The organism is Salinispirillum marinum, from assembly GCF_042650105.1.
GTDB lineage: Bacteria > Pseudomonadota > Gammaproteobacteria > Pseudomonadales > Natronospirillaceae > Salinispirillum > Salinispirillum marinum.
Genome location: NZ_JBHSAL010000001.1, coordinates 394,457 through 407,968, shown reverse-complemented (window position 1 = coordinate 407,968; position 13,512 = coordinate 394,457). Strand labels below are relative to the sequence as shown.

Genomic DNA, 13,512 nt, shown 5'->3' with positions numbered 1-13,512 from the left:
AGGGCTTCGAGCCCTTTTTTTATGTCCGAGGAGCCTGCATGAAATACCGCGACCTACGTGAGTTTATCGCCGGTCTTGAGAACAAAGGCCAGTTGAAACGTATTCAACAGCCCATCAGTCCTGTGTTGCAAATGACCGAGATCAGTGACCGCGTATTACGGGCAGGCGGCCCGGCCCTGTTGTTTGAACATCCCGCAGGGTTCGACATGCCCGTGCTCGCCAACTTGTTTGGCACCCCGGAACGGGTGGCTGCCGGCATGGGTGCCGACAGTGTCAGCGCACTGCGCGAAATCGGCGAATTGCTGGCTTATTTAAAGGAACCCGAGCCACCCAAAGGCCTGAAGGATGCGTGGGAAAAGCTGCCTATTTTTAAGCAAGTCATGAACATGGCACCCAAGAAAATCAGTAAGCCATTGTGCCAGACTCATGTGTTAACGGGTGACGAGGTGGACTTAGGCAAGCTGCCAGTGCAAACCTGTTGGCCCGGCGATGCGGGCCCTTTGATCACTTGGCCACTCGTGATTACCCGCGGACCGGGTAAGCCTCGGCAGAATTTGGGCATTTACCGGCAGCAAGTCATCGGGCGCAATAAAGTCATCATGCGTTGGTTGTCGCATCGTGGCGGTGCACTGGATTTGCGTGACTGGCAAGCCAAGTACCCCGGCGAGCCTTTTCCTGTCGCTGTGGCATTGGGTGCCGACCCGGCGACCATTTTAGGGGCCGTAACCCCGGTGCCGGATAGCCTCTCCGAATACGCGTTTGCCGGATTGCTGCGCGGGCATCGCTCGGAGTTGGCGAAAGCGACCCTGCACGACTTAGACGTGCCCGCCAGTGCCGAAATTGTTTTGGAAGGCTACATCTATCCCGATGAAATGGCCGATGAAGGCCCGTTTGGCGACCACACCGGTTACTACAATGAAGTGGACAGCTTCCCGGTGTTCACGGTGGAACGAATGACCTACCGCGACCAACCCATCTACCACAGCACCTATACCGGACGACCACCCGATGAACCGGCTATTTTAGGCTTGGCGCTGAACGAAGTGTTCGTGCCCATACTGCGCAAGCAGTTTCCGGAAATCACCGATTTCTATCTGCCCCCGGAAGGTTGCTCCTATCGTATGGCCGTCGTCACCATGAAGAAGCAGTATCCCGGCCATGCAAAGCGCGTGATGATGGGCGTTTGGTCGTTCTTACGCCAATTTATGTACACCAAATTTGTGATTGTGACGGACGACGACATCAATGCTCGCGACTGGAACGATGTGATCTGGGCCATTACCACACGTATGGACCCGCAGCGTGACACGGTGATGATCGACAACACCCCGATTGATTACTTGGACTTTGCCTCGCCGGTGTCGGGCTTAGGCAGCAAAATGGGATTGGATGCGACCCATAAATGGCCCGGCGAAACATCACGTGAATGGGGGCGGCCCATTGTTATGGCAGATGATGTTAAGAAAGAGGTAGATCTTATCTGGCCCGAACTCGGCCTGTGACGGTCTAAATCCCTTTTTGCTCAATTCGGCGTTGTTAAAAATGCCCTCAGAACGCTCACTGGCTTGCCAGAACGACCATAGGTCGGCCCGGAGGGTGAGCGTAGCGAATATTTACGTGGAGTAAACTGCGCTTCCTCGGCCATTTTTGCCTAGCCGTGTTTTCGCATCTGGGGCTTTATAAGTTCCCAATTGGCTGCTGTTCGTCTGGAACGCTGTTTCTTCAGATTGCAAGGATGACAGCTTCGGGTCGACCCCCTATAATACCCGACTAATTTAGTCAGTTTTTTGATGGAGCACCTGTGACCGACACCTCAAGCCCCGTTGCCCCGGCTAACGTGGTTAATCTCACGTTAAAACTGCGTCGTCCGTTGGGCGGTCGTGTAGAGCAATTATTGTTTTTGCCAGAGCGTGCGGTGCCTTATCAGGCAGGGCAGTATTTGGAGTTGTTGTTGCCCAATCAACAGGGGTTATATTTCACTATTGCCAATGCGCCTTCTGCCGATCTGGAATTGCACGTAGAGGCGGGCCCGGAAAACGCGGGTGCACAGGCCTTGTTGTCGCAGATTGACCGCGAAACCACTATTCCCGCGCGTGTCGGCGAAGGTGACTGTCACGTCGGGCGTTTGCCGAATGATGATTCGCCCGTGTTATTATTGGCTTCGGGTACCGGGTTCAGCCAGATCAAAGCCGTCACCGAAGCCTTGCTGCAACGCAGCACGCGGCCCATCCACATCTATTGGGCCGCTCGTACCGCGAGTGCGTTATACATGGCCGATTTGGCACAGCACTGGGCCGATACGCACGAACAGGTGCATTTCACGGCGGTGATCTCCGAGCGCCAAACGTGGAACAGCGGCAAGCATCACCTACACGCTTGTATCCGGGAGGATTTAGGCGACTTGCAGGCATATTCGGTTATTTGCTGTGGCTCGCCCGATATGGTTTATGCGTCGTTGGATTATCTGACCGCTTGCGGTCTTGACGAAGCCCGCTTTTTTAGCGATATGCTGGTGTTTGCGCCGCGATGAATCGGGTAGAGGTCTTGCAGCAACTGGGCTTGGAGCCACGGGAAACACAGATCTATGGTTGCTTGTTGAAGCTCGGTCCGGCGTCTATTCGAGACATCGCCCAAGCGGCCAACTTGAACCGTGGTACGACCTACGAACTGTTAAAACTCATGCAAGAAAAGGGCGTGGTGACCCTGTTTCCGAAGGGGCGTCGACGTTTTTTTGCGGCCGAACCGCCACAACGTTTGATGGTTCTGGCGGAAGAACGGCAAGAAAAACTGCAGACCGCCGTGGGGTTCCTAGGGCGTGAAATCATTCCCGAGTTAACACAGTTGCGCCCCGAATTGGGGGCGGCGGATGTGCGTTATTACGATGGTTACGATGGTATCGAGCGCGTGCTTAAAGATATTCTGGCGACCGTAGGGGCGCAGAAAGATAAAAGCTATAGCGTGATTTCGTCACGTGCGGTTCGGAAATACCTCTATCAGCCTTTTCCCTCTTATACCAAACAACGCATAAAGGCGGGCATTCAAGTGCGCGTTATTGCGGTGGGCGAGGGGGGTGACCCAGCCGAGTTGTCGGAACGGAAATGGTTGAAGACCGACAAACCCACGTCGGCTTATGTCGCCATTTACCCGCCTAAAGTTGCGTTGTTTGCACTGCAACAAGGTGATTTACCCAGCGCGGTGGTGATTGAGTCCCCCGCTGTAGCGGATACGCAGCAACTCGTATTCGACGCGCTTTGGCAGCTTCTTTAAGGCTTTGCTGGAAGCGGTAAGCTTGGACACTGCAACACCTTCTCACCCAGCGCCATTAAGCAACGATGGCTTTCGGTTAAGTTACCCAGTGCTTCTTCCAGCTTCGCCAGTTCCCAATACAATTCAGGTAACGGCGTTAGTGCCAAGCCCGCGTTGAAATAGTCTTTGGCTTTGCCCCAGAGTTGCTCTTGTAAACACAGGCGACCCAATGCCAGATAGCCGAAGGCATCCGTTTCGTGGTTTTTAAACCAACGTTCAGCCTGCGCCAAGCGCTCCCGTGGTGGGGTGTCTAATTGGCTGTACAGTACCACTAAGCGCGAATCCCACTGCTTATTCAGAGCGCTCTCTAAGGCTTTTTTCGCCACCGTTGGGCTTTCTAAGTCGACCAAGGCGCGCAAATAATCGTAACGCAGTTCTTCAGAAGCTTGCTGTTGTGGCGTTAATACCTGCCACCATTTTTGCAGCCGTGCGCCAGCATTGGCCGGGCGGGTTTCCAGAATGCCTTGAATCATTTGGCGCTGCCAAGGCTCCACGGCTTTGCGCCCGGCTTTAATCAGTTTGGGTTGCAGGTCGAGCAGCGCATCCCAGTCTTTCAGACGCACATGCACATCGCGCAGCAGACGCAACACAAAGGGGTTATCCGGGTATTTTTGGCTCAACCGTTTGCTGTGTGCCAAGGCCAGATCAAATTGCTTGGATTCATAGGCTGACAGCGTCAGCAACAATCCGGAAGCGAGTTCCACTTGCGGGTTTTCTTCGGTGGCTTTGTCCAGCCAGCGGGCGACCGTGGAGTAGTCTTTCTCGGCTTGCGCAATACGGGCCAACAACAATTGGTTAACCCAAGGCAATGGGCTGTGTCGTTCGCCTTGCGTCAGTAAGCGTTTGGAGCGCAGCATTTTTAGCTCCAAAAAGTACATGATGCCTTTTTCCAGCGACTTCACGCCTTGCCGCGCCCGATCAGGACGAAGACGGCCAAACATACGCAAAATCTGCCGCACCAGTAACCAAGCAAGAATGATGGTCAGGAGGCCAGCAAGCGCAATCCAGAGTGACATTTCCAAGGCATGATCACCCCACGCCACCAACACATATCCGGCATCTTGGCGCGCCAGATACCCCAAGCCGCCGCCTAAAAGCAGCACGGTTAAAACGATGATGACGCGACGCAGCATTTTCATGGGGCAACGTCCTCTGCGCTTTCGGTGGTCGACAACGCTTGTAAGGCGGTCAGGCCTTGCGCCACATCCGGGATCACCGCCGCGACCGATTGCGCGGCAAGTTGCGCTAGTTGGTCACTCACTTGGCGGGCTTCCGGAATCTGGCTGGTGGCGGTGGCAAACCACGCTTGCGCTTGGTCCAGGCTCGCGGCATACAGTGTTTGGTTGCGTTGTATGGCGGCTACTTGTGCTTGTTGCAGTAAGAGGCGGAATTGCGTGTGCATCTGTTGGAAGGCTTCGGGTGGTAGACGATCGGCGGTCATGTCGCCGCGATAACGGATGGTCACCAGTTGACGTAATTCACGCCCAAGTGCGACATACCACAAGGCATCCTCCGCTTCGGGTGCGTTGACGGGTTGCTCGGGTGCGGGGCTTCGGTCGGGCCACCATTGCCAGGTGACGGCGCTTTGCTCTAAGGCTTGGAGCGCAAAGTACAGGCCGTCGATGTCGGCGTTAGGGGCATCGCGCAGCGCCTGCATGTCTTGTGCGATGGCCGCACGAACGGGCAGATACGCCACTTCATTCAATTCGTTGAGCAGGCGATCGGCTTGTTGCAATAGAGCCATGGCCTGTGCGGTGTCTTTAGTGACTTGCCCGATGTAGCGCGCAGTGCGCAACAAATATTCCACTTCCAAACGGATGACATCGCTGGTTTGCAGTCCATCGTTGGCGTTGACTTGCTGCGCGAGGTTGACCAGATTTTCCTGCGTCGCACTGAGTGTTTCATTGAGGCGTTGATTGGCCGCTTGCTGATCATCTAGGCGACGTGCAAGCGCCGTCCACTGGGTGCGCTGTTGCGCCAGCTCTTGCTCCAGAGCAGCGAGTGTCTGCGCGTTCGCTTGCAGGTTTTGTTGTTCTTGCTGCCAGAACTGCCAGCCGAACCAGCCCGCTGTCCCTAACACCCCCAGCAGAACCAGAACGCCGATGAGAGCTGTTATCCGCCCGCGGTTGGCGGTCGGCTTTTTGGATGCTACCTTTTTAGGCGCGCTGTTCATGGCAGGCTTCGCCGAGGGTTCGGTCGTTGCTGCTTCAGCAGGCGCTTGCTTCGGAGCTTTCGGTGGGTGTTCAGCGCTCACGATGTGGTTTCCTGTAGTGAATTCAACGCTTGAAGGGTTGCTTCCAGACTGGCTCCTGGGGCGATGACCCGCCGTTCCCAACCCGCTTGCTCTGCCAGTGTGACCAATCGGGGGCTGCTGAGCAATAAAGCGGTATGTTGTTTTGTAACCAGCGACGCTTGAGAAGTCAAACTATCGAGCGCTACTTGTGACGATATCTGCACAATCACTTGCGGCTGTTGCAGGCTTGCTAACACCGCTGGTGCCAGCGTGAGTGGCGCACGGCGATAAACGCTCAGCCGTGTCACTTGCGCGCCACGCGCTTGTAAGCCGGGCTGGGTAACATCGCGGCCACCTTCGCCCGCCACAATGAGCCAACGCTGCCCTTGCACTTCTTGCAATTCTGCCAGTGCCAATACGTCTTCCGCCCGATTACCGAGAGTGGGGTAAAGTACCGGGGTCAACCCGCCCGCTAACAGCGCCTGGGCGGTGCCAGAGCCATTGCATACCCAATGCACACCGAGCGGTGGTTGCGGCCAGTATTGGTCCAGCGCGTTGAGCAATTGTGCTGCCGCTGTGGGGCTGACGACAACAACACCCGCAAATAAATCCAAGTCCAACCAAACCGCACGTTGTTCCGCTGTTTCAGGTAAGTGTTCTGTTTGAATCAGGGGCGCATTCACTACCTGATAACCCTTGGCTTCTAATGCGGCCTGCCAGGAAGCTTGTTGAGCTAAGGGTTTGGTCAGCGCTATGACAGTCTGCATGCTGCGATCACATTAGGTCGAGGCTGCGTAGGATGGCATCCGCCCCTTGCGCTAACATGGCGTCTGCCACCGCAATGCCAAGGGCTTCGGCACTGGCTTGGTCGTTCAAGCCAGCCAGCGTGGTGTCCTGGCTGACTTTGATCAGACCAGTACCGTTCGGAAAGCCAATCCGGCCTTCCAGTTTTAAATGTTGACCGTCGAGCCACGTATAGCCAGCGATGGGCACTTGGCAACCGCCGTTCAAACGCCGGTTCATCGCCCGTTCGGCCCACAAGCGGGCGTGCGTTTCTGCATGGTTCAAACAGGCCAGCAAGGCTTGTGTTGCTGCGTCATCGGCGCGGCATTCAATGCCCACGGCGCCCTGCCCACAGGCTGGAAGGGACAGGTCATAATCAATGCGTTGGCGAATGCGGTCGTCCAATTCCAAGCGCTTTAAACCCGCAGCCGCCAGAATAATGGCATCGTACTGGCCTGCGTCGAGTTTGCCCAAGCGCGTGCCTACGTTGCCGCGCAAGAACTCAATGGTTAAATCGGGTCGCCAGGCTAACAGTTGCGCTTGCCGCCGCAAACTGGACGTACCGACCACCGCACCCGACGGTAAGTCTTCCAAGCGGGCATAGGTGTTGGACACAAACGCATCCGCAGGGTCGCCGCGTTCGCAGATCACGGGTAAGGAGAACGCTGCGTCCAGTTCCATGGGGACATCTTTCATCGAGTGCACGGCGATGTCAGCGCTGCCATCCAGGAGAGCCAACTCCAGCTCTTTCACAAACAAGCCTTTACCACCGACTTTGGACAACGCAACGTCGAGTATTTTGTCGCCCTGAGTCACCATTTTTACCCATTCAACGGTAAGTTCAGGATGGTGACGTTGCAGGGCATCAGTGACGTACTGGGCCTGCCACAGGGCAAGAGGACTGGTGCGCGTGGCAATGCGAAGATGGGATTTCATGGCATGCTATCTGGTAAAAAATGGAGGCGCGTAGTGTAGCATTGCGCAACGGTCGCACCAACCAACGACCTTAATGCCTGCCTTAGGCATTCGCCAGAATGGCTTGTAACTTTTGCGTCAGTTCAACGGCTTCACTGCCCAGTGGCGTTAAATAGCCGCCGTCGCTCTGGCTGATTAAACCTTTGGTGTGTAAGCGCTGTGCGGCGGCCACGGTGTCGGCGGGGGCTTCGTGCTGGTGAATCTTGATGCCGACCTGTTGCGAGGCCGAATCAAACAAGGCGAGTACATTCAATTCTGCCAAATGGTCCGGTGCAAATGCCATGGTCTACCTCAAGAGTGCACTAAGAAGGCTCTATGTGTACCTGAGTTATTAACAATCCACAATCTTTTGTGTGGCATAGGAGCGGATTTAGGACTCTGGTATGATGCGTTAGCTTTCTAACCTACTGAGCACCTGCCGTGTTATTAACCGCCAAAAACATCAGCTTGGAGAAACAGGGAAAGAAAATTCTCGATCATATTTCCTTGTCGATTGGACCACAGCAAATTGTCACCATTGTGGGCCCGAACGGGGCCGGGAAGTCGTCTTTGTTGAAGGTGCTGCTGGGCCTGGAAACCCCTACCACGGGCGAAGTCACTCGCCAACCCGGTTTAACCATTGGCTACATGCCACAGAAACTGCCATTAAATCAATTGTTGCCCATTAGTGTTGGACGCTTCATGACCTTGCAGGTGAAGGCACCGAAAATCGAAGTGGACAATGCGCTGGCAAAAACCGGTGTAGCGCACTTACACCAGCGCAATATTACGGCACTGTCGGGCGGGGAATTGCAGCGCGTGTTGTTGTCGCGTGCACTGTTACAACGGCCTCATTTGTTGGTGTTGGATGAACCCGTGCAAGGGGTGGATTTTATGGGTGAGGCGGCACTGTATCGCCTGATTCATTCGTTGAAAGAAGACCTGGCGTGCAGTGTGTTGATGGTATCGCACGATCTGCATGTGGTCATGGCGGCGACCGACCATGTGATCTGCCTGAATCATCACGTGTGTTGTCATGGCACCCCGGAAACCATCGAAAATCATCCGGAATTTGTGGAAATCTTCGGCCGCCGTGACGCTGCAACATTAGGGGTGTATCACCACCATCATACGCATGCGCATGATTTGAGTGAGCAAGGGGGCTCGGTCGTCAATGACTGAACTGTGGCTTCTACCGTTGTTTGCGGGTTGCGGGCTGATGTTGTTGGCCGGACCTTTTGGCAGTTTGCTGGTATGGCAGCGCATGGCATTCTTTGGTGATGCGTTGGCGCATGCGTCCCTGTTGGGCGTGGGCCTTGGCCTGTTTTGGCAATGGACACCAGCGGCCGGTGCGTTGCTGGGTACGTTGGTCTTTGCGTTAATTCTGTGGCGCGCGGAGCGCATTGCCACACTGGCAGCCGATACGTGGTTGGCGGTGCTGTCGCACGGTTCGTTAGCGTTGGGGTTATTGGTGGTGTACGGTTTATCGTCGGCGCAGGCAAACGTGAATACGTTGTTGATCGGTGATTTACTGAGTGTACGCTGGAGCGACGCAGGGTTGTTGCTGGTGTTGTTGATCATCGGGCTGGGTTGGTTAATCATGCGTTGGCGCAGTTTGATGTTGACGATTCTCTCGCCCGATTTAGCGCAAGCCGAAGGCATCAATGTGAGTGCGTTGCGCGGTCAGTTTATGGTGCTGTTGGCGGCGTTTGTGGCGCTGGCCATGCAGTGGGTCGGGGTGCTGTTGATCTCGGCGTTGCTGTTGATTCCGGCGGCGGCGGCGCGCCCGGTGAGTCGGGAGCCAGAGCACATGGCGATCCTGGCGACGATCATTGGGCTCTGTTCCGTTATGCTCGGCATTGCCTCCAGTTGGTTTTTGGATTGGCCGACCGGCCCGGCCATCGTGGTGGTCGCCTTACTGGCGTTTGTTGCCCTTTGGCTAGGTTCGGCGATGTGGCAAAGGCTGAGAACAGCCAGATAGTCTGTTTCCGGCGGTAGCACGCCCGGTCGATAGCCTGTGTAGGCCAAGGTAGCCAATTAAGGGGTGTGTTGCAGCATGGATGCTGCAAACAAGCCTCCAGGGATGGATTCACGGCGTCCCCGTATTGGCTACCTTGGCCTACACAGGCGGTGCAGCGATGGTTCTTTAGGCCCGCTTTTAGGCAGGCTTGCGTTAAAGAATGCTACAGGTTACGCAGCGCCTCGATACGGCTATCCAAAGGCGGGTGCGTAGCGAATAGGTCGGACGCTTTGCCTTTGATGCCGAAAGCCACCATTTGGCCTTCCAGTTGCGAATCAGCGCCACCTTTCAAGCGTTGCAGCGCGGCAATCATTTTCTGTTTACCGACCAACTGCGCCGCACCGAAATCAGCACCGAATTCACGCCGGCGTGAGAACCAGTTCACCACCACACTGGCGAGGATGCCGAATACCACCTGTAGCGCCATCACCGTCATAAAGTAGGCTAGACCACTTTGTTGCCCGCCGCGGTTTACCACACTGGCCACCACGCGCGCAAAATAGATCACGAAGGTGTTCATTACCCCTTGAACCAGCGTCAGCGTCACCATATCGCCGTTTGCAATGTGGCTGATCTCGTGCGCCAGCACCGCCTCTTGTTCATCTTTCGTCATGCCCCGCAGCAGCCCAACGCTCACCGCCACCAACGCATTATTGCGGTTCGATCCTGTCGCAAACGCATTGACCTCCTGCCCGCCGTAAATGGCCACATCCGGCATGCCGATACCCGCTTGCTTCGCCAACCGGGCCACGGTCGACATCAACCAGCGCTCTTCTTCATTGCGCGGCTGTTTAATGACCTGTGCGCCCGTCGATTTAATGGCGATGAATTTAGACATCCAGAGCGAAATAAACGAACCGCCCATACCGAAGAACAGGGCCATGACCAACAACGCACCTTGTCCTTGCAGTTGAATACCCAGCAAAGGAAGTACCACGGTCGTAAACACCCCGAAGGTGATTAATATGGCAAAGTTCGTTAACAAGAACAGCATGATACGCATGGGAAAACCCTCAACGTGGAAAACTCATTAGGAGATAAGGCTGATGCGGTGAAATTTCAAGCGCTTTGCAACATCTCTACAATCATGCCCTCACGCAAGGCACGGGCAGAGATGGTCATTCGTTCAATATTCAGGGTACGAAATATTTCATCCATGATTACATAGCCGCCGGGAAACACATGCGTGCGGCGAACGTTTAGGTTTAACACCTGGCTAAGCTGATCAATATTTTGTACCTGCCACAACAGTGGCGCAATGCGGCTTAAACCATCCAGCGTGATGTCACCGTTCGATAAATGCAGCGAGCGCATCACCCAACTCAGGCTTTTCGCTGTGCCCGAAGACCCCACCGCCAAGAGCGGATGGTTCGGAAGCTGTTCCGGCTTAAACTGGCGCTCGAGCAAATGTTTCACATGCGATCGAGCTTTCTCTAAATGATTTTGATTGATTCGATTGGCCTGAAAGAAGGCCGCCGACAAGGACGCGCTGCCCACATCCAAACTGATGGCCATTTGGGTTTCCGCACCGTGCCCGATGATGATCTCGGTGCTGCCACCGCCAATATCCACCACCAACCGGTGCGATTGGGGCAAACCCCAGGTTGCCCCCAAATAAATTAGCCGCGCTTCGTCTTCACCGGACACAATTTCAATTGGCAGGCCAAGGGCGGTTTCCGCCGCGCTTAAAAAGTCGGCGTTGTGGCGCATGGCGCGAAACGCACTGGTGCCGACTACCCGCACTTTTTGCACGGAATGTAGTGCTAAGCGCTGGCGAATGTCCTGCAAGCAACGCAAGGCACGACGCCGCGCTTCGGGGCGAAGTTGGTGCGTGTCGGGATGAATGCCACTGGCAAGACGAACAATTTCCCGGTAGCCATCGACGGTTACCAATTGGCTGTCTTGCCTACGCATGATCACCAGGTGAAAAGAATTCGCCCCGAGATCAATGGCCGCATATAACTCGTCGGACATAACGAATGATCAAAATGAGTTGTGTAACAAAATATAACAGTTACGAGATGAAAAAGAAGCAGGAAGGAAAGGATATATTCTTGCGCTGTTAAAACCCGACCGTCCGTGGTCTGGCGCGATCTAATCCGATAGAGGGGTCCGTCACTCAACTTGTCCTTGCCAATCCGTAGGCGCTTGTCCTAGCTCTCCTTGCGTTGAGATGTGAACACTGTACGTTGAACCCTAGGGGTAGGTTATAGCGTATTGCTGATAGAGCTTGTAAGACATTTCCTACAAGGGCGCAAAAGTGTGAACTTGGTCACGTAATAACTGCGTTGTGGACTCCAAAGACATGGGCTTGTTGAACAAATAGCCCTGAATCTTCGGGCAGCCAAAGGATTCAAGTAACGCCCGCTCTTCATCGGTTTCGACACCTTCGGCAATGAGGTCGAGGCCTAAATCATGGGCAAGGCGAACCAAGGCTTCCGTAATGATGCGGTGAGCCTTACTGGTGTGCAATTGACGAATGAACAGGCGGTCAATTTTGAGCTGGTTGATGGGGTAGGTGACCAAATAGCCCAGATTGGAGTATCCCGTGCCAAAATCGTCGATGGCGATGGGAATGCCCGCTGATTTAAATTGCGCCAATAGGGCACTGATTTGTTCGCCGGCCAGCAAAAACAAGCGCTCCGTCAGCTCAATTTCAATCAGACCGCGCGGCACACGCCAACGTTCAATTTCCGCCAAAATGTGTTCGATAAAGCCGTTGGTTTCCAGGTCCACGCTGGACACATTGATGGAAACAGGCGGGACAACAAGGCCGGCATCCAGCCAGTGACGTATTTGCTCGCAGCAGGCACCAAACACATAGCGGTCAATCGGCTCAATTAAAAATGAACGTTCGGCGTAAGGTATAAAGTGATCCGGAAACAGCAGCCCTTCTGTTGGGTGTTGCCAGCGAACTAACGCTTCTAAGCCCACCAGAAGCCGACCGGTTACATCGTATTGCGGTTGATAGTGAATCACAAATTCCCGCTGGTCCAGGGCGCGGCGGATATCGTGATGCATGGTCAATTCGGATTGAGCCAAACCGTCGAAACTGCGGTTGTATACAAAGACCCGGCCCTTGCCCCGGCGTTTGGCTTGCAACAGGGCAATATCGGCACATTGCAACAAACCGGACACGTTGTGCGCATGCTCCGGGTACAGTGCCACGCCAATGGAGGAGGTGAATTGATACGCCGATTGGTCAATGTTCACCGGTTGGTGGATCAGCGCCATCAAGTCATTGGCGATCTGCTCGGCGTGCAGGTGGGCGTCTTTGCCGATACAGGCGGCGATCAATTCGTCACCCCCGATGCGGCCAAAAAGCTGCGCGCCTTGGTTGCTGTGCAGCAATCGCTCGGCGATTTCCTGCAGCACAATGTCGCCCTTTAAATGACCCAGCGAGTCATTCACAAACTTAAAGTTGTCCAGGTCAATATACAAAACGGCGGCGGTTTCATCAGTATTCAGGCGGCGCAAACGGAGCGCTAGATTCTGTTCAAAGGTGCGGCGGTTCGGGAGCTGGGTCAACTCATCATGTGCAGCCAAAAACGCCAGGCGTTCCTGCGCCTCTTTGCGCGCCGTCACATTGCGCGCGATGCCAATGCTGCCAATCACTTCTCCCTGTTGCGACAACAGGGGGGCTTTGGTGGTTTCAGACCAGGCAACGTTACCGTCCGCTCCCGTCACCGGTTCTTCGGTGACTAACGTTTCTCTTTCGCGCATAACGCGCAGGTCATCTTGATAATATTTGTTGGCCTGATCTGGCGGAGAAAAGTCAAAATCGGTTTTGCCTAAGAAGAACTGGAAGGGCTTTTTGAAGGCACGGGTAAACTGCTTGTTCACCAATACAAATTCAGAGGCTTTATTCTTGATCCAGATGAGATCGGGAATACTGTCGATCAGCGAGCGCAGTAGCCGGAGCTGCTCATTGTCGTCTTCTCGCTGTTTTTGCACCGCCCGCAGCGCCAGGATCAACAAAAAACTGCCCACTATCACCAGCAGTATTGCCACCGTGATCAGGGCGTCGGTTAGGTGGGTATCATGATGCAACGACCACAATACCAATAAACCGCCTGTACCTAACAGCAAGAACAACAAGGACAGACGCATTAACAACAGATACTTCATGGTATGAGCAGCCTTCTCGGCATCGGCAGGGTAATGGAAGCCAATCCACTGCCTGTTCTTATTGGTTGTTTTGAGTTTAGCGGGGTTC

13 protein-coding genes are annotated in these 13,512 nt (G+C 54.7%); 5 read left to right on the top strand and 8 right to left on the bottom strand.

Annotated features, from left to right (window positions below; genetic code table 11):
• The first annotated feature begins 38 nt into the window (after positions 1-38).
• The 3 genes from ubiD (at position 39) to ACFOSD_RS02045 (ending at position 3,267) form a co-directional block, all read left to right on the top strand.
• Positions 39-1,502 carry a 4-hydroxy-3-polyprenylbenzoate decarboxylase gene (gene ubiD / locus ACFOSD_RS02055; protein WP_380694125.1) on the top strand — a complete coding sequence of 488 codons (1,464 nt, stop codon included), beginning with the start codon at positions 39-41 and terminating at the stop codon, positions 1,500-1,502.
• Between the two features lie 299 nt (positions 1,503-1,801).
• Positions 1,802-2,530 (top strand): hypothetical protein, encoded by a 729-nt coding sequence (locus ACFOSD_RS02050; protein WP_380694127.1) that lies wholly within the window; start codon positions 1,802-1,804, stop codon positions 2,528-2,530.
• Positions 2,527-3,267: a TrmB family transcriptional regulator gene (locus tag ACFOSD_RS02045; RefSeq protein WP_380694129.1), complete on the top strand. Its 741-nt coding sequence runs from the start codon at positions 2,527-2,529 to the stop codon at positions 3,265-3,267. Before ACFOSD_RS02050 ends, ACFOSD_RS02045 begins: the two co-directional genes overlap by 4 nt.
• Here ACFOSD_RS02045 and ACFOSD_RS02040 read toward each other — a convergent pair.
• From ACFOSD_RS02040 to ACFOSD_RS02020, 5 genes are all read right to left on the bottom strand, one after another.
• On the bottom strand, positions 3,264-4,445 hold the full coding sequence (locus ACFOSD_RS02040; RefSeq protein ID WP_380694132.1) for a heme biosynthesis HemY N-terminal domain-containing protein: 1,182 nt from the start codon (positions 4,443-4,445) through the stop codon (positions 3,264-3,266). The two genes, ACFOSD_RS02045 and ACFOSD_RS02040, sit on opposite strands and share 4 nt — an antisense overlap.
• Positions 4,442-5,560 (bottom strand): uroporphyrinogen-III C-methyltransferase, encoded by a 1,119-nt coding sequence (locus tag ACFOSD_RS02035; RefSeq protein WP_380694134.1) that lies wholly within the window; start codon positions 5,558-5,560, stop codon positions 4,442-4,444. The genes ACFOSD_RS02040 and ACFOSD_RS02035 overlap by 4 nt, the downstream gene beginning before the upstream one ends.
• Positions 5,557-6,306 carry a uroporphyrinogen-III synthase gene (locus ACFOSD_RS02030; RefSeq protein ID WP_380694136.1) on the bottom strand — a complete coding sequence of 250 codons (750 nt, stop codon included), beginning with the start codon at positions 6,304-6,306 and terminating at the stop codon, positions 5,557-5,559. The genes ACFOSD_RS02035 and ACFOSD_RS02030 overlap by 4 nt, the downstream gene beginning before the upstream one ends.
• A gap of 7 nt (positions 6,307-6,313) precedes the next feature.
• Positions 6,314-7,258, bottom strand: coding sequence for a hydroxymethylbilane synthase (gene hemC, locus ACFOSD_RS02025; RefSeq protein ID WP_380694139.1), 945 nt, complete (start codon positions 7,256-7,258; stop codon positions 6,314-6,316).
• Between the two features lie 82 nt (positions 7,259-7,340).
• Positions 7,341-7,580 carry a TIGR02647 family protein gene (locus ACFOSD_RS02020; RefSeq protein WP_380694142.1) on the bottom strand — a complete coding sequence of 80 codons (240 nt, stop codon included), beginning with the start codon at positions 7,578-7,580 and terminating at the stop codon, positions 7,341-7,343.
• Between the two features lie 137 nt (positions 7,581-7,717).
• Between ACFOSD_RS02020 and ACFOSD_RS02015 the strand changes: the two genes are divergently transcribed.
• Together ACFOSD_RS02015 and ACFOSD_RS02010 are read left to right on the top strand one after the other, a co-directional pair.
• On the top strand, positions 7,718-8,458 hold the full coding sequence (locus ACFOSD_RS02015; protein WP_380694144.1) for an ATP-binding cassette domain-containing protein: 741 nt from the start codon (positions 7,718-7,720) through the stop codon (positions 8,456-8,458).
• Complete coding sequence (locus ACFOSD_RS02010) at positions 8,451-9,257, top strand: metal ABC transporter permease (protein ID WP_380694146.1); 807 nt, start codon at positions 8,451-8,453, stop codon at positions 9,255-9,257. The genes ACFOSD_RS02015 and ACFOSD_RS02010 overlap by 8 nt, the downstream gene beginning before the upstream one ends.
• A 202-nt stretch (positions 9,258-9,459) precedes the next feature.
• On the opposite strand, the gene htpX is transcribed toward ACFOSD_RS02010, so the two are convergent.
• The 3 genes from htpX to ACFOSD_RS01995 form a co-directional block, all read right to left on the bottom strand.
• On the bottom strand, positions 9,460-10,299 hold the full coding sequence (gene htpX / locus ACFOSD_RS02005) for a protease HtpX (protein ID WP_380694149.1): 840 nt from the start codon (positions 10,297-10,299) through the stop codon (positions 9,460-9,462).
• A 56-nt stretch (positions 10,300-10,355) separates the two neighbouring features.
• Positions 10,356-11,270: a Ppx/GppA phosphatase family protein gene (locus ACFOSD_RS02000; RefSeq protein ID WP_380694151.1), complete on the bottom strand. Its 915-nt coding sequence runs from the start codon at positions 11,268-11,270 to the stop codon at positions 10,356-10,358.
• Between the two features lie 270 nt (positions 11,271-11,540).
• The gene (locus ACFOSD_RS01995; RefSeq protein WP_380694154.1) at positions 11,541-13,424 is read right to left on the bottom strand and encodes a putative bifunctional diguanylate cyclase/phosphodiesterase; all 1,884 of its coding nucleotides are present in this window, start codon (positions 13,422-13,424) and stop codon (positions 11,541-11,543) included.
• Positions 13,425-13,512: the final 88 nt, after the last annotated feature.